The organism is Mycobacterium sp. 134 (assembly GCF_048282715.1).
GTDB lineage: Bacteria > Actinomycetota > Actinomycetes > Mycobacteriales > Mycobacteriaceae > Mycobacterium > Mycobacterium septicum.
In genome coordinates, this window is sequence record NZ_JBLVUN010000008.1 from 3,266,894 (window position 1) to 3,282,357 (window position 15,464).

Here is a 15,464-nt window from a genome sequence, read left to right on the forward strand (position 1 = left end):
AGCCGGATCAGCCGATCTCGGCAGGGACCGGCGTGGCACGCGCCCCGGTACGCGCCGCGCCGATCCCGGCAGCCACCACGAGGCAGATGCCGATCACGGCGGCCGGGGCCGGGACCTGGTGGAGCAGAACGAAACCGACCAGCATCGCAAATGCCGGCTCCAGGGCCATCAGCGTGCCGAACGCGGCCGTGCTCAGGTACCGCAGCGCAGACATCTCGAGGGCGAACGGGATCACCGGCAGCAGGATCGCCAGCCCCACTCCGATGAGGAGCAACTGCGGCGTCAGCTGAGGAAACACCGACGGCCCGACCACCGCGGTGCCGACCAGGCCGGCGACCGGCATGGACACCGCCAGCCCCTTGATGCCGGCCACCTCGTCGCCGACCCGTTGCGTCAGCAGGATGTAGCAGGCCCAGCACAGCGCGGCACACAGCGCGTAGAGCACACCGACGAGGTCGACGTCGCCCGTCCAGGGCTCGGTGAGCAGCACCACGCCGGCCGCTGCCAGCCCGGGCCACAGAATCCGATTGCGCCCCTTCCCGTGGGCCACGGCGACCCCGAGCGGGCCGAGGAATTCCAGCGCGCTGGCTGTGCCGAGCGGGATCCTGGACAGCGCCGCCATGAAGAGCATCGTCACCCCGGCCGTGACCACGCCGAGCGCGACGCAGGTCCAGAATGCGGATTTGGTGAAGGCCGACGGGCGCGGCCGCACGATCACGAGCATCAGAACGCCGGCCCACGCCAGGCGCAGCCACGCGGCACCCTCGGCTCCGATGTCATCGATCAGACCGACCGCAACCGCGAGCCCGATCTGCACGCACAGCATGGAGGCCATGGCCATCAGCGCGCCGGTGCGCGCCGGATGTCCGGTGTTGGTCACAAGTTGTTCCCCTTGGGGACAACGATATTGGCCATCACCATGCGAAGGAACGGCCGGTAGACCGCCTGGCCGTCGAGCAGGCTGTTGAGCGTGACGCCGTCGTTGGCGGCCAGGATGACCCGGGCCAGGTCCAGCGCCGGGATGCTCAGGTGGCCTCCCAGCCGGGCTGCACCTTTGGAGACGTAGTCGGCGAGGGCACGAACCGTCTCCTCCCGCTGTGCGGCCACGCGCTCCCGCGCCTCGGGATTGCGCAGCAGGAACAGCGTGTACTCGGATCCGAGGACCGCGCGGTCGGGCCCCTCGGCCGCGACCAGATCCCGCCAGCGGTCGCCGAGTTCGTCGGCATCGAGGTCCTCGAGCCGGTGAAACGTCGCGATGACGTCGGCGAACCCGTCGAGGAATTGTTGGCGCTGCCGTTCGATGACCGCCAGGAACAACTCGGCCTTGCTCCCGAAATGGGAGTAGATGGCACCTCGCGTGTAGCCCCCGACCTCGGCGATGTCTTCGAGCGCGGCCCCGTCGAACCCCTTGCGCGCAAACACCTCCTCAGCGGCGTCCAGCAGGACGTTGCGGGTGTGTTCCAAGCGGCGTTGTTTGGTCCAGCGTTCGGCCATAGCCCCATCCTGTCAAAGGTCAATGCACTTGTGTTGTCACGGTCCGGCCGGCAGATGGGCCACTTGACCACCGCAGGTCGGTGGGGCGGAACGTCTCCACCTCTCCGACGGGCCCAGGGCGCCCACAGGCTGTCAGCGCCTGCGCCTTGAAGGCCCGCGCAGCAAAGCTGAGCCGATGGTGGAGTACGCCGTCGACGACCGCCTGCGGACTGGCACTCCCCGTTGCGGCCCCGGCAGGGTCCGTTCGGTCACAGAGATACGTCTGAAGCTGTCCGGCCCCGGCCGGGCCGCCCGACCCCGAGGCGATCCGGACCAGTGGCATCACGGTGTCGACGATGGCGACCTCCGATCCGGCGACCCGCGCCTCTGCGCCCAGAATCGTCAGCGCCACCGACTTGGTCACCTCCGGCAGCCAGACCACGACCTGCCAGCCGGCGAGTGCCCGGTCGCAGATCAGCCCCCCGGCCCAGATCACCGTCTGCTCCGCACTTTCAGCCATGAGCTCCAACTGAGACCGCACCCGGAACACCTCCACGATCGCTGCGTTTTGTCCGTGCATATTCATTGTTGTATTCGATATACGCGTATGTATAGTAGTGATCGCAGTCACAAGCACCACTGGCGCCGACAGGCCTGGACATAACCGGCCGTCAGCGACACCTCACCCGCCCACATATCGATCGAGGAGGTCCGCCCGTGCAGACAGCACGCCCCGGAGATTGGGTCGAGAACGCCACCCGCCTGGACGACATCGCCCCGGATGCGTATCGGATGGAGATTCCGACGAGTCGCTACATCGCCACGGAATTTGTTACCCAGGAACGTGATTCGATCTGGAAGAAAGTCTGGCAGGTGGTCGGTCGGGTCGATGAGTTGACCAAGGCCGGCGATTGGAAGCAGTACCGGATCTTCGATCAGTCCTACATCATCGTGCGGGGCAAGGACGACGGGATTCGCGCGTTCGTCAACGCCTGCCGCCATCGGGGCAATGTGCTGTGCCGCGAATCCCGCGGGAATGCCAAGCGCGGCTTCCTGTGCCAGTACCACCTGTGGTCATACGACCTGGACGGCCGCCTCAAGGGCATGCTCCGGGAGGCACTGGCCGGCCCGATCGACAAAGACAGCCATGGGCTGATCGAGGTCTCGGTCGATACCTTCGCCGGGTTCATCTTCCTCAACCCGGACCCGGATGCCGCGCCACTGGCCGATTTCATCGGCGATGAGGTCGCTACCATGCTGGCGCCGTATCACCTCGATGAGATGGTCACCGTGATGGACGTGACCGAGGCCATCGACTGCAACTGGAAGGTGGTGCTCGACGCCTTCCAGGAGGGCTACCACATCGACGGCATCCACCCCCAGCTCCTGCGGGTGATCAACATCGATCCCGCCACCAGCCGGTACCGGTTCTTCGAGCAGCACAGCGTGTCGATGGCGCCGTTCGACGTCGTCGGCGCCACCCCGGAGCATCAGGTCGACGGAATCATGGACCTGCCCGAGACCTTCCCCTCCACCGTCGCGGTGCTCCCCCGGTTCCAGGAACTCGTCGCCGAGTTCCGCGGCGACGACGGATCGCTGAATTTTCCCGAAGGGGTTACCGCCCGCACACTGCTGCAGAAGGCGACCCGAGACACCTTGACCACCATGGGACTTGACGTCAGCGGGCTGACCGACGCCCAGATGAGCGACAACCACGGCTGGGTGTGGTTCCCTAACTTCTTCATGACCATCCGCGCCGGTGAGGCGACCATCATCATGTCGCTGCCGCATCCCGACGGGGACCCCAACCGCTGCATCTGGCATGTCGCCAGCTACATGTGGCTGCCCGATGAGATGAAGTCGGCCTTCACGGCTGAGCCGATCGTCGTCGACAAGGCCGGCAGCTACAAGTATTTCGAAGCGCTGCAACAGGATTACGAGCAGATGCCCCGCCAGCAGATCGGGTTGCGCAACACTGCGCTGCAGCATATGGCTCTGGTCAAGGAAGAGGTCGTCATCGCGCACTTCCATTCGGTCGTCGACAAGTATCTCGAGTCGGCCGGTGTCGGATCCTGATCGATCCTGTCTCGGAAATGACTACAGAAGAGAGGTTTTCGTTGAAGCATGTCAATGAGGTCGTCGACGACTACACCGGCCGGAGTCGCGCGGCGGTGCGGTACGCGGTCACCACCAAGCAGCTCGTGGACGCCGCCAAGCAACCCGGTTTCGGGGTCGAAGGCTGGGCGCCGCTGGCGGATCTGGTCGCCGCCGACGAGTTCGAACGGGTGGGCAACTTCAAAGAGGTGATGAACTGGGACCAGTACACCGGCTTTCTGACCAACTGGGCGACCGCCTCGGAATGGGACGGCTTGTTCAAACGGGTCAGCGAGGTCGACGGCGTGGTGTTCCTCGAGCTCGAGGAGCGCACGAAGATGGGCGATTTCGAGTCTGTGGTCAACTCGATCTCGGTGTACGAATTCACCCCCGACGACAAGATCCGCCACATCGACGTCTATCTGCAGATGGCGTTGCCGAACACCGAGATGCTGACCAGCTATGAGGGAGTTGAGATCTCGGAGTGAGCGTCGAGACCAACCGTGGCGATGTCGATGCCGTCGACTTCTTCACCGACAACAGGCTCTTGCACGACCCCTACGCCTATCTCGCGGAGTTGCGCACGGAATGTCCGCTACGCAGGGAGACACACCACGGCGTCGTGATGGTCACCGGATACGACGAGGGCGTGGCGATCTACAACGACAGTGAACGCTTCTCCTCGTGTCTTTCGGTCACCGGCCCGTTTCCCGGCTTTCCCGTTCCACTCGACGGATCGGGCGCTACCGACATCTCCGATCTGATCGAGGTCCACCGCGACGACCTGCCGTTCAACGACCAGCTGCCCACCTTCGATCCGCCGAAACACACCGATCATCGCGCCCTGCTGGCCAGAATGATCACGCCCAAGCGGCTCAAGGAAAACGAACAGTTCATCTGGCGGATCGCCGACCGCCAGTACGACGCCGCATTGACCGACGGCGGCTGCGAGTTCATCGACGATTTCGCGGGCCCCTTCGCGATGCTGGTCATCGCCGACCTGCTCGGAGTTCCCGAATCCGACCATCCGGAGTTCCAGGAAGCCTTGCTGCACGGCGGCCACACCGGCACGATCGGCAGCAGTAAGGGCGAGTCGCTGCAACAGACGCCGCTGGAGTACCTGTACGGGAAATTCACCGACTACATCAGCGACCGGCGCGCCCGTCCGCGCGAGGACGTCCTGACCGGGGTTGCTGCTGCGACCTTCCCCGACGGGAGCACCCCCGAGGTGATCGACGCGGTCCGAGTGGCCGCCAACCTGTTCGCCGCGGGACAGGAGACCACCATCCGGTTGTTGTCGGCCGCGGTGATGATCCTGGCCGAGGATCAGCACTTGCAGCGTCGGCTACGCGCCGACCGGACGCTGATCCCGCGTTTCGTCGAGGAGTCCCTGCGCTACGAGAGCCCGGTGCGCGGAGATTTCCGGCTCGCCAAGGTCCCCGTCACGATCGGCGGCGTGGAGGTTCCCGCCGGGACCACTGTCATGCTGGTGAACGCCGCGATGAACCGGGATCCCGCCAAGTTCGAGAATCCGGACCGCTTCGATGCCGACCGCGCCAATGCCCGCAACCACGTGGCGTTCGGTCGCGGACCGCACAGCTGCCCGGGTGCCCCGTTGGCCCGCACCGAAGGCCTGGTCAGCCTGAACCGGCTACTCGACCGTACCGAGCACATCTGGATCGACGAGGAGGTCCACGGCCCGCCGGACGCCCGCAGATACCGCTATCTGCCCACATTCATCCTGCGGGGTCTGACGCACCTGAACATCCGGTTCACCCCGGCCCGAACCGGGGCATGATGCGCGGGATCGCCAGGGCTCCATCGGAGTTCGCTCGGCGCTCACGAACCTGACACCTTCCGATGCCACGGTGTCCATGTGCGAGACGATCGAAGCCGGGCAGCTACCGCCGAACGGTTCCACCGGTTCTGTGTCCTGGTCGTCCGCGCGCTTCCGGCGCCGCTGAATTCTGTTGTGGCCCCGACATTTCTCGGTTTCGTCCTGATCAACACGTTCACCTTCGGCGTCGACCTGGCGATCCTCACGGCCCTGCACGGCGCATTCAGGGTGCCACTTCCGCTCGCGGTGACCGTCGGATACGCGGGGGCCTTCGGCCTCGCGTACTACCTGAACCGGACCCTGAACTTCCGCTCGCACGCCGCCGTCGGTCCCCAGCTGACGGTGTACGTGGTGGTAGTCGTGATCAACTACCTGGCATTCATCCTCGGGGTGTCCAGCGGGCTGGCGGCTGTCGGTGTCGAGTACCACCTGGCCCGGATCGTTGCCGGCGGCTGCGAGGCGATCTACATGTACAGCGCCATGCGGTGGCTGGTGTTTCGCCGGTGACACACCGGGCGTCAGCTGGTCAGGGATACGGCAAGGTCGCGGTAGCCCGCTGCCCGGTGCGATTCGGGCAGCCGCGGACCGCGCCCGAACAGCTTGTTGCGCAACGTGCCCTCCTCGTAGGAGGTCTTGTACAGCCCGCGCCGCTGCAACTCCGGCACCACGTGGTCGACGAAATCGACGAACGAGCCCGGCGTGATCACGTTGGTCAGGTTGAAACCGTCGACGTCGGTCTCCTCGAACCACTCCTGCAGCTCGTCGGCCACCTTCGTCGGCGACCCGACGGTGAAGCCACCCTCGGCGTCGATCGACTTCGAGTCGATGAAGTCGCGCAACGTCCACTGGCCCTGGCCGAACGTCTCCACCGTTGACTTCAGGAATTCGTTGTCGGTGACCGCCACCGGATCATCGAGGTCGAACCGCGAAAGATCGGTGCCGAGCCACCCGGACCACAGTGCCAGCGTCCCTTCCGGATCGGTGTAACGCCGGAACTCGTCATACCGGGATTGCGCGGCCTGCTCGGTCGCCCCCGTCACGACCACATGCCCGTTCACGATCTTGACGTCATACGGGTCACGCCCGGCCGCCGCGGCCCTGGCCCGGATATCGGCCACCGCCTCGCGCAAGAGTTCCTTGGTCGGCGCCCCGATGAAGATCACCTCGGCGTTCTCGGCCCCGAACTGACGGCCGCGATTCGACGCACCGGCCTGGTAGAGCACCGGGGTACGCTGCGGCGAGGGTTCGCACAAGTGAATGCCGGGGACGCGAAAGTGCTTGCCGTCATGCCCGATCGGATGCACCTTGGCGGGATCGGCGTAGGCCGCCCTACCGGGCGCGGTGCCGACGGCATCGTCTTCCCATGAGCCCTCCCACAGCTTGTACAGCACCTCGGTGTACTCGTCGGCGATGTCGTAGCGGTCGGCATGCGGAGTGATGGTGTCCAGGCCGTGGTTGCGCGCAGCACTCTCGAGGTAGCCGGTGACGATGTTCCAGCCGACCCGCCCCTTGGTCAGGTGATCCAGCGTGGACATCCGGCGGGCGAACGAGTACGGGTGCTCGAACGACGTGGCCGCGGTGACACCGAAGCCCAGATTGTCCGTCACGGTGGCCATTGCGGGCACCACCAACAGCGGATCGTTCACCGGCACCTGGGCGCCCGAACGCAGCGCGGCCGCCGGGCCACCCCCGTAGACGTCGTAGATGCCGAGCACGTCGGCGATGAACAGTCCGTCGAACAGGCCGCGTTCGAGCAACCGGGCCAGGTCCAGCCAGTAGTCGATGTCCTTGTAGCGCGCCGCCTGCGAATCCGGGTGTCGCCAGGTGCCGGCCACGATGTGGGCCACGCAGTTCATGTCGAACGCATTGAGCACGATCTGGCGTGTCACGGGAGACCTCCGGCAGCAGGTTCAGCTCCGCCGGTGGAGACCGGCGAACAACGCGCGGGCTCACAGATCCCGCGGGGCGGCGAAACTATCTGCCAACCCGGCGACCGAAACAAGGGATCAAATCCGGCCGATCAAAATCGGACGACCAAATCGGCCGGGATGTCGGTCACCGTGGTGCGGTGCGATCCGGAAACGGGTCGTGGGAGAAATCGATCTGTGCCGCCGGATTGCTGATCGCGGTGACGAGGCCGGTGCCGAACGCCCCGGCGCTGTCGAACAACGTCGACCCACCGACGGCGACACCATCGGCAGCCCAGTGCGAATCGGCCTGGACGCCGATCCACTCGTCGCCGGGCAACCTGGACAGGGCGACGGTCAGGTCACCGTTGATGTAACCGACACCGGCGGTGCCCAGGTTGGTCACCAGGCTGGTGCCCTCGGCAGCCATCGCGGCCCGCACGAACGGTGAGTTGGGTTGTCCCTGGACCACGGTGATCGTCCGATTCATGAAACGCTTGCGGGACGCGTTCTGATGTTCGGCGATGGCGCGACTCCAACCGCCCGCGTCGCTGCCCATATAGGTGGTCCGGTCCCCATCGAGCGCGGTCGGCGGCTCGAAGTGGGTCGGCGCCGTCCACTCCTCACCGCGCGGGGGTGCACTCAGCCGGTACTGCACCAACGTCGCACGTGCCACGGTGACGCCGTCCTGCACCAGTTCGCATTCGGAGTTGCGGACCCGCCGACCGTCCCGGACCAACGCCACCTTCGTCGTGGTCGGCACGCCCCGCGCGGCCTTGAACAGGTCGACCGTCAGCCGGGCCGGCAGAAATTCGGGCAGCCCGAAGGCCGCCTCCAGCGCCCGCGCGGCCAGACCGACCAACGCCGGGCCGTTGAGGTGATCCTCACCCCAGTGGCTCTGCGCAAAGCGGGTCGGCTGGAACCTGTCCTGCTCGGACTGCACAAAATGGGCGTCAACCTCGGTCATCGGCGAATCGTCGCATATGGGCTAACTAAATTTGTCGGCGGGGATCACGAAGCGGACCGGGCGCTCAGCCAGCGTTGCTGGAGCCGGATGAAATGAGCGTCGACGACGGCGCCGTGGCCGGGAACGAACACTCCGTCCTCCCCGCCTGCGGCGAGCACCGCGTCCAGGGTGACCGGCCAGGCCGCGAGGTCGGAGTCGGCGTCGATGACCGGGTCACCGGACTGCTCGACGAGATCGCCGCAGAACACCACCGTGTGCCTGCCCGGCACGGTGACGATCAGGTCGTGGTCGGTGTGGCCCCGGCCGGGCCGCCGGATGGTCACGATCCGACCGCCGAGATCAATATCGCCGGCGGACACCTGGTGTGCAGCGACGGGCATCGCCGCGATGGCCTGGTCGACATCGTCGGCATCGGCGCCATAGCGGATCGCATCCTCGCGCAGGTGTGCCCGGCCCGATGTCATGGCTGCGGCAACCTCTGGTGCGCAATGGATTTCGGCCTCCCTGAACCATGAGCAGCCGAGGACGTGGTCAAAATGGTTGTGCGTCAGGACGATATGCCCGACCCGTCGCGCCGTCAGCGCGGCAACGTCGGCCTCGATGCCGCGGGCCTCGGCCAACGTGGTGCCGGAATCGACCAACAGGGCGTGCGTGCGGCCACCGACAAGTCCGACCGTCACATCCAGGAACGGCAGACGGGTGCGCCACACACCGTCGCCCAACTGTTCCCAGTCGTAGTTCATTGCCCACCGTCGATGCCGGCAATGGGACACACGCCTGCGAAGCTACTCCTGTGCACCGCCTCCTGTTCTCTGTTTGTGTACTCGTCGCGATGGCGTGCGGCATCACGATCCCGTCTGCGCGGGCGGCCTGCACGACGGGGGCGGACTGCGATCTCGCCGAACGCGTCGCCGCTGCCGACGCCTATTTGGCGGGACGCCCCGGCACGGTCGGATATGTGCTGCGCGACCGCACCACCGGCGCCGTCTACCGGAACGCGCACGCCGGTGACCTGGTGTGGACGGCGTCCACGATCAAGCTGGGCATGGTGGTCGACCTGCTGACCAGGCAACGGGCCGGGACCGTGACGCTCACCGATTCGGACCGGAGCCTGATGGCGGCGATGCTGCACTCGTCCGACGATGACGCCGCCGACACCCTGTGGACCCGGTACAGCGGCGCCGACCACCAGGCCTTCAACGCCGATTTCGGGGCCTACGGGCTGACCGGGCTGCAACCGCAACGCGGATTCAGCAAGACCTTCCCGTACTGGGGCTTTCAGAAGGCCACGCCCGAGGATCTGGACCGGTTGATGAACTACACGCTGACCAGCCTCGCACCGGCCGAAACCGCGGGCATCGTGGACGCACTGCAACACGTGGACGCCAACCAGCAGTGGGGTGTCTGGGGTGCCGGCGCGGCGATGAATCCCGGCAACAAGGACGGCTGGTCACTCGAACAGGGCGGTTGGGTGATCAACAGTGTCGGTTTCGCGGGACCGCAGCAGCGGTACACGTTGGCGATCATGAACGCCCTCGGCGACCAGGGCGGCTACGACGACGGAGTCCAGACCACCACCCACCTCAGCGAAGTTCTGCTGGCCGGTCCGCACTGAGCTGACCGCACAGGTTTGCTCTGGCGGGCTGGGGGAACTCCTAGCCCATGTTGATCAGACGAATCGCCCGCCCCATGCTGTCTGCGACCTTCATCGCCCGCGGTGTGGACACCCTGCGCGACCCGAGTACCTCCACCGAGACGACACAGAGAACCCTCGGCGCGCTGAGCGCACTGCCCGGCCCGGTCGGGGCCGGGGTCCCCAACAACGCCCATGCCGTCGCCCGGGTCAACGCGGTGGTCCAGGTGGCAGGTGGGCTGCTACTGGCCGCCGGGCGGGCGCCCCGACTGACCGCGGCGGCCCTTGCCGTCACGATGATTCCGGGAAGCCTTGGTTCGCAGGCATTCTTGAAGGATTCCGACCCGCAACACGCCGCGCGGCAGCGCCGTGAGCTTCTGACCGACGTGAGCTTGCTGGGCGGTCTGATCATCGCGGCGGCCGACACCGCGGGCAAGCCGTCGCTGGCATGGCGTGGACGCCGTGCCGCCCGACACGTCTCGGCCAGTGTCGCGGCCGCCGTTCCCGGCGTGGCAGCGGGCGGTGACGCCCTCGCCGACAGTGCCATCGCCGAGAAGATCGGCCACGGTCTGGCTGTCGGCGCCGAACGCGGCCGCGAACTCGCCGACGCGGCTGTGGACAGGGCGACCGAATTGGCCTCGGAGTTGGCCCAACTGGCGCGTGAACATGGACCCGAGGTCGCTGACGCCGCCCGTGCGCGGGCCGGCGAACTCGCCCATGTCGCCCGCGAACGCGCACCCGAACTGGCCGAGGCCGCCCGCGAACGCTCCGCTGCTCTGGCCGATCTCGCACGAACTCAACTCGACCAGCGCCTTGATCGGTAGCGTTGTGGCATGACCACGGGTGACTATCAACCGGAATTCGGACAATACGGACAACCCGGCGGATACCCACCGCCCTACGGCGGGCAGGTGCCGGGTGGCTATCCCCCGCCCTACGGCACGCAAACCCCGGGCGGCCTGGGCCGGCGTTGGCTGGCCCGGGTGATCGACGGGATCCTCGTAGCGATCGTGGCGTTCTTCCTGTCGTTCGTCACCGACTCGCTGTCGAGCTACTGGGTAACCGGCCTGTTCACCGGACTGCTGATGTTCGTGTACTTCGTCGGTCTCGAAGTGGCGACGGGTGCGACACCGGGCAAGAAGATGCTGGGCCTCGCGGTACACGGCGCGGGCAACACACCGAAGCCGACCGCCAAAGAGTCAGCCATCCGCAATGCCTTCACCCTGCTGCCGATCATCCCGTTCGCGGGCGGCTTCCTGGCCATCGTCGCGATGATCATCATCGCGGTGACCATCAGCTCGAGCCCCACCAAGCAGGGCAAGCACGACGAACTCGCCGGCGGAACACAGGTGGTGCGGGGCTGAAACCCGTTGCGTGAGGTGCCCGTTCGATCGGGCACCTCACGCCGGGTCCGGCCAACGGGCTCAGACCACCAGGCCCAGCAACAGGACGAAGATCAGGCCGGACACCGACAGCGCCGTCTCCATCAGTGACCACGATTTGATGGTCTGACCGACCGTCATCCCGAAATACTCCTTCACGAGCCAGAATCCGGCGTCGTTGACGTGCGAGAAGAACAACGAGCCGGCACCCACCGCAAGCACCACCAGGGACACCTCCCCGGTACTCATCCCCTCGACCAGTCCGAGCATGAGTGACGACGCGGTGATGGTGGCCACGGTGGCCGATCCCGTGGCCAACCGGATCAGCACGGCCAGCACCCACGCCAGCAGCACCACCGACAGGTTGGCTCCCTTGGCCCATTCGGCGAGCAGGGTTCCGATCCCGGTATCGACCAGAACCTGTTTGAATCCGCCACCGGCCGCGACGATCAGGATGATGCCTGCGACCGGCGGCAGCGATGACTCGATGCATTTCACGATCTGGTCGCGACTCATCTTGGCGCCACCGCCGAGCGTGAACATTCCGACGACCACCGCGATCAGCAGCGCCATCAAGGGCTGCCCGAGGATGTCGAACGTCTGACGCAACAGGTGTGACTTGTCGTCGACGAAGATGTCGACCAGCGCCTTGCCCATCATCAGTGCCACCGGCAGCAGGACGCTGAACATGGTGATCCCGAACGTCGGTCGCGCCTTCGTAGCGGTCGTCGTGGCCGTGCCGGTCGAGCCCGCCGTGGTCCCGCCGCCGGCGTCCGCGCCGGTCGAGCCGGCCGAGGAGTCGGCGGCGTCGAACCGGTCCGGGACCTCAAGGACCACCCAGCGTCCGGCCAACTTGCCGAACAACGGACCTGCCACCACGATCGTCGGGATCGCGACCAACACACCCAGCGCCAAGGTGACACCGAGATCGGCGTTCAGCAATGAGATCGCGGCGACGGGTCCCGGGTGTGGTGGTACGAATCCGTGCATGGCCGACAGGCCTGCCAGCGCGGGGATGCCGACCGTGATCAGGGACAGTTGAGAACGGCGGGCCACCAGATAGATCACCGGCATCAGCAGCACCAGACCGATCTCGAAGAACATCGGCAGACCGATGATCGCGCCCACCAACGCCATTGCCCACGGGAGCGCCCGTGGTGAGGCGTGCCCGACGATGGTGTCCACGATCTCGTCCGCTCCCCCGGAGTCGGCCAGGAGCTTGGCGAACATCGCACCGAGAGCGATCAATATGCCGACGCTGGCAGCAGTGGACCCGAAGCCGGTGGAGAACGAGGCGAGCACGTCGCTGACGTTCTCGCCCGCCGCCATGCCCACGGTCAGCGCGCCGAAGATGAGGGCCAGGAACGGATGCAGTTTGACGATCGTGATGAGCACGACGATCAGGGCGATGCCGGCCAGTGCGGCCAGGACCAGCTGCGCGCCGCCCGCCACCGGCTCGACCAGCTCCGTCCCGGCCGCGAGATGAGTCAGCGTCGAGGTCATCGGTTGTCCTGTTCTGTTGTCGAGGTGTCGGATTGGGCAATGTACTCATCGACGATGTCGTCGATGCTCTGATCCACGTCGATGGCGATGCCGGCCTCGTCGGGGCCGAGCGGCTCCAGCGTCGCGAATTGGGAGTCCAGCAGGGCAGCCGGCATGAAATGCCCGGGGCGGCTGGCCTGGCGTCGACGGATCACCTCGGCTGAGCCGCTCAGAAACAAAAACACCACATCGGCGCAGTGCCGCCGTAATTGGTCGCGGTACTTGTGTTTGAGCGCCGAGCAGCTCATCACTCCGCCGTCGTGGTGCTTGGCGAGCCACTCACCGATCGACTCCAGCCAGGGATAGCGATCGTCGTCGTCGAGGGCGTGGCCCGCGGACATCTTGGCGATGTTGGCCGCGGGGTGAAAGTCGTCGGCATCGGCGAACGGCACGCGCATCCGCTGTGCCAACGCGGCGCCGACGGTCGACTTACCCGACCCCGATACCCCCATGACCACGACTGGTGAACCCATACATCCGCCTCACGATATGTGTCTGCCGTCACACAGCCTGCCTTAAAAGGCATACGTTTGCAAGAGTGTCACGATTACATCGGTTTTTTTACCGCCCATCGGCGGATATGACACGATGTAACCGTGTCCTCGCCCTCAAACGTCGGTGCGCTGCATGCCAGCCTGCTGACCGCGCTCGGCACCGGCATCGTCTCCGGTGAGCTGGCGGCCGAGCAGGTGCTGACCCTGGACCGGGTCAGCACCGAGCATGAGGTATCCCGCAGTGTCGCGCGCGAAGTGATCCGCGTCCTGGAATCGATGGGCATGGTGGAATCACGGCGCCGGGTGGGAATCACCGTCCAGCCCGCGCGCAAATGGAATGTGTTCGACCCCAGGCTGATTCGCTGGCGTCTGCAGGCCGGCGACCGCGCCGCCCTGCTGGCGTCGCTGTCGGAACTCCGGCGGGGTTTCGAACCGGCCGCCGCAGCACTCGCCGCCCGGCGCGCGAACCCGGATCAGTGCCGGATCCTGGCCGCCGCGGTTTCCGACATGGTGGTACATGGCCGGTCCGGCAATCTCGACGCTTATTTGTTGGCCGACAAGGTTTTCCACCAGACGCTCCTGGACGCCAGCGGCAACGAGATGTTCCGCGCACTCAATGACGTGGTGGCCGAGGTCCTGGCCGGGCGCACCCAGCACGGCCTGATGCCGGACTCCCCCAACCCGGCCGCCATCGCGCTGCACGACGAGGTGGCCCGGGCGATCCGGCTGCGCGACGAGGACGGCGCCGAACGGGCCATGCGGGCCATCATCGACGAGGCCGCCACCGCGGTGGTCGACGGTGACGGTCCCGATGCTTAACTAGCGGTATGGGTCGTTCTCCCGCATTGGCACGTCGCTTCTTCGACCGGCTGGAGCCGGTACACGGGGTCACCTACTTCGCCCCGGAGTCGCTCGCGGCGTTCGCCGAATTGGGCTACCCCGGCTTCTGGATGGGCTACTTCGGCGCCCGCTCGGCGCCACTTGGCATCGTGCCGCCCGAAGTCGTCGCCGCGGCGTTCTACAACTTCACCACCGAGCGGGTGGCCAGGGCGCTACCCGCGGCATGGGACAAGGCAAGTCCGGCAAAGCTTTTGCAGCTGCGGTCGGAGTCGGCCGTCGCGGCACTGCGTCGCTCCGGGGTGACCGACTCGGAATCGACCCGCCTGGCGGCCGAGCTGGCCGCGAAGGCGGCCCGCACCGCGCCCCTGGACGGCCGGCCGCTCTACGCCGCCAACCGGGCCCTGCCCTGGCCGGAGGAACCGATCGCGAAGCTCTGGCATGCGGTCACCCTGCTGCGTGAGCAACGCGGCGACGGCCATATCGCTGTGCTGGTCGCCGAGGGGATCAGCGGACGGGAATGCAATGTGCTGCACGCCGCGGCCGGCCGGGTGCCGCGCGAGATGATCATGCGCGGCCGCGACTACGACGACGAGCAGTGGGCGGGCTACGTCGAGCAATTGCGTTCGCGCGGCTGGCTCGACAGCCGGGGCGAGCTCACGGACGCCGGGCGAGACGTCAAGCAGACGGTCGAGGACCGGACCGATGCCCTGGCCCTTGGTGCGCTGGACGCGTTGACCGACGACGAGATCACCACCCTGTTCCGGGTGCTGACGCCGATCACCCGGCAGGTGGTGGCCGCCGGCGACGTGCCCGCCGCGACCCCGATGGGCCTGAGCCGCGACGACCTCGACGACGACAGCGCCCATCTGGGCTGACGGTCAGCGCGGGGCATACATGATCAGCCCGACGCCGAGGAGGGCCACGACCGCACCGGCGACATCCCAGCGGTCGGGCCGGAAGCCGTCGGCCACCATGCCCCACAACAACGAACCGGCGATGAACACGCCGCCGTAGGCAGCCAGGACCCGGCCGAAGTGGGCGTCGGGCTGGAATGCCGCGACGAAGCCGTAGGCGCCGAGCGCGATCACCCCGGCGCCCATCCACATCCAGCCGCGGTGCTCGCGCACGCCCTGCCATACCAGCCAGGCGCCGCCGATCTCCAGCACAGCAGCGAGGACGAACAGCGCGATCGATTTGCCTACCATCACCACCTCAGAGTGCCGTGAGCGTGCGCAATTGTGGGCTTCTGCGCGGCGTGTCGCCGGCAGACACGCACGCTCGCGGTGCGCGGGTAT

Annotated in this window: 18 protein-coding genes; 9 read left to right on the forward strand and 9 right to left on the reverse strand. The window is 66.7% G+C overall.

What is annotated here, in order from left to right; genetic code table 11:
* Positions 1–7: 7 nt before the first annotated feature.
* Genes ACNQVK_RS20535 through ACNQVK_RS20545 form a run of 3 tightly spaced genes read right to left on the reverse strand, consistent with a single transcriptional unit; the run spans position 8 to position 2,053 of the window.
* On the reverse strand, positions 8–841 hold the full coding sequence (locus ACNQVK_RS20535) for an EamA family transporter (protein ID WP_418034237.1): 834 nt from the start codon (positions 839–841) through the stop codon (positions 8–10).
* A 35-nt stretch (positions 842–876) separates the two neighbouring features.
* Positions 877–1,494, reverse strand: a complete 618-nt coding sequence (locus tag ACNQVK_RS20540) for a TetR/AcrR family transcriptional regulator (RefSeq protein WP_044518524.1) — start codon at positions 1,492–1,494, stop codon at positions 877–879.
* 19 nt (positions 1,495–1,513) lie between these two features.
* On the reverse strand, positions 1,514–2,053 hold the full coding sequence (locus ACNQVK_RS20545; protein WP_418030977.1) for a hypothetical protein: 540 nt from the start codon (positions 2,051–2,053) through the stop codon (positions 1,514–1,516).
* A gap of 137 nt (positions 2,054–2,190) precedes the next feature.
* On the opposite strand from ACNQVK_RS20545, the gene ACNQVK_RS20550 reads away from it, so the two are divergent.
* The 4 genes from ACNQVK_RS20550 (at position 2,191) to ACNQVK_RS20565 (ending at position 5,911) form a co-directional block, all read left to right on the forward strand.
* Positions 2,191–3,549: an aromatic ring-hydroxylating oxygenase subunit alpha gene (locus ACNQVK_RS20550; RefSeq protein ID WP_418030978.1), complete on the forward strand. Its 1,359-nt coding sequence runs from the start codon at positions 2,191–2,193 to the stop codon at positions 3,547–3,549.
* Between the two features lie 17 nt (positions 3,550–3,566).
* A complete protein-coding gene (locus ACNQVK_RS20555; RefSeq protein WP_418030979.1) occupies positions 3,567–4,055 on the forward strand; it encodes a hypothetical protein in 489 nt (162 codons plus the stop codon).
* A complete protein-coding gene (locus tag ACNQVK_RS20560; protein WP_418030980.1) occupies positions 4,052–5,365 on the forward strand; it encodes a cytochrome P450 in 1,314 nt (437 codons plus the stop codon). The genes ACNQVK_RS20555 and ACNQVK_RS20560 overlap by 4 nt, the downstream gene beginning before the upstream one ends.
* 78 nt (positions 5,366–5,443) lie before the next feature.
* Complete coding sequence (locus tag ACNQVK_RS20565) at positions 5,444–5,911, forward strand: GtrA family protein (protein WP_211154349.1); 468 nt, start codon at positions 5,444–5,446, stop codon at positions 5,909–5,911.
* Positions 5,912–5,922: 11 nt separating this feature from the next.
* Here the strand turns inward: ACNQVK_RS20565 and ACNQVK_RS20570 are convergent, their stop codons facing one another.
* The 3 genes from ACNQVK_RS20570 to ACNQVK_RS20580 form a co-directional block, all read right to left on the reverse strand.
* Entirely contained in the window at positions 5,923–7,293 is a 1,371-nt protein-coding gene (locus ACNQVK_RS20570) for an LLM class flavin-dependent oxidoreductase (protein WP_418030981.1), read from the reverse strand.
* Positions 7,294–7,459: 166 nt separating this feature from the next.
* Complete coding sequence (locus tag ACNQVK_RS20575) at positions 7,460–8,278, reverse strand: acyl-CoA thioesterase domain-containing protein (protein WP_044518514.1); 819 nt, start codon at positions 8,276–8,278, stop codon at positions 7,460–7,462.
* Positions 8,279–8,322: 44 nt separating this feature from the next.
* Positions 8,323–9,021, reverse strand: coding sequence for an MBL fold metallo-hydrolase (locus tag ACNQVK_RS20580; protein ID WP_418030982.1), 699 nt, complete (start codon positions 9,019–9,021; stop codon positions 8,323–8,325).
* Positions 9,022–9,110: 89 nt separating this feature from the next.
* Between ACNQVK_RS20580 and ACNQVK_RS20585 the strand changes: the two genes are divergently transcribed.
* Genes ACNQVK_RS20585 through ACNQVK_RS20595 form a run of 3 tightly spaced genes read left to right on the forward strand, consistent with a single transcriptional unit; the run spans position 9,111 to position 11,275 of the window.
* Complete coding sequence (locus ACNQVK_RS20585; RefSeq protein WP_418030983.1) at positions 9,111–9,893, forward strand: tat pathway signal sequence; 783 nt, start codon at positions 9,111–9,113, stop codon at positions 9,891–9,893.
* A 47-nt stretch (positions 9,894–9,940) separates the two neighbouring features.
* Positions 9,941–10,735, forward strand: a complete 795-nt coding sequence (locus ACNQVK_RS20590; RefSeq protein WP_418030984.1) for a DoxX family protein — start codon at positions 9,941–9,943, stop codon at positions 10,733–10,735.
* 9 nt (positions 10,736–10,744) lie between these two features.
* Positions 10,745–11,275 (forward strand): RDD family protein, encoded by a 531-nt coding sequence (locus ACNQVK_RS20595; RefSeq protein ID WP_044518510.1) that lies wholly within the window; start codon positions 10,745–10,747, stop codon positions 11,273–11,275.
* Positions 11,276–11,335: 60 nt separating this feature from the next.
* Here ACNQVK_RS20595 and ACNQVK_RS20600 read toward each other — a convergent pair whose 3' ends face one another.
* Complete coding sequence (locus ACNQVK_RS20600) at positions 11,336–12,796, reverse strand: GntP family permease (protein WP_418030985.1); 1,461 nt, start codon at positions 12,794–12,796, stop codon at positions 11,336–11,338.
* Positions 12,793–13,308: a gluconokinase gene (locus ACNQVK_RS20605; protein WP_418030986.1), complete on the reverse strand. Its 516-nt coding sequence runs from the start codon at positions 13,306–13,308 to the stop codon at positions 12,793–12,795. Before ACNQVK_RS20605 ends, ACNQVK_RS20600 begins: the two co-directional genes overlap by 4 nt.
* A gap of 123 nt (positions 13,309–13,431) precedes the next feature.
* Between ACNQVK_RS20605 and ACNQVK_RS20610 the strand changes: the two genes are divergently transcribed.
* Together ACNQVK_RS20610 and ACNQVK_RS20615 are read left to right on the forward strand one after the other, a co-directional pair.
* Positions 13,432–14,148, forward strand: a complete 717-nt coding sequence (locus ACNQVK_RS20610; protein WP_418030987.1) for a FadR/GntR family transcriptional regulator — start codon at positions 13,432–13,434, stop codon at positions 14,146–14,148.
* Positions 14,149–14,156: 8 nt separating this feature from the next.
* Positions 14,157–15,044 (forward strand): SCO6745 family protein, encoded by an 888-nt coding sequence (locus ACNQVK_RS20615; RefSeq protein ID WP_418030988.1) that lies wholly within the window; start codon positions 14,157–14,159, stop codon positions 15,042–15,044.
* A gap of 3 nt (positions 15,045–15,047) precedes the next feature.
* On the opposite strand, the gene ACNQVK_RS20620 is transcribed toward ACNQVK_RS20615, so the two are convergent.
* Positions 15,048–15,374: a YnfA family protein gene (locus tag ACNQVK_RS20620; protein ID WP_418030989.1), complete on the reverse strand. Its 327-nt coding sequence runs from the start codon at positions 15,372–15,374 to the stop codon at positions 15,048–15,050.
* Positions 15,375–15,464 lie beyond the last annotated feature (90 nt).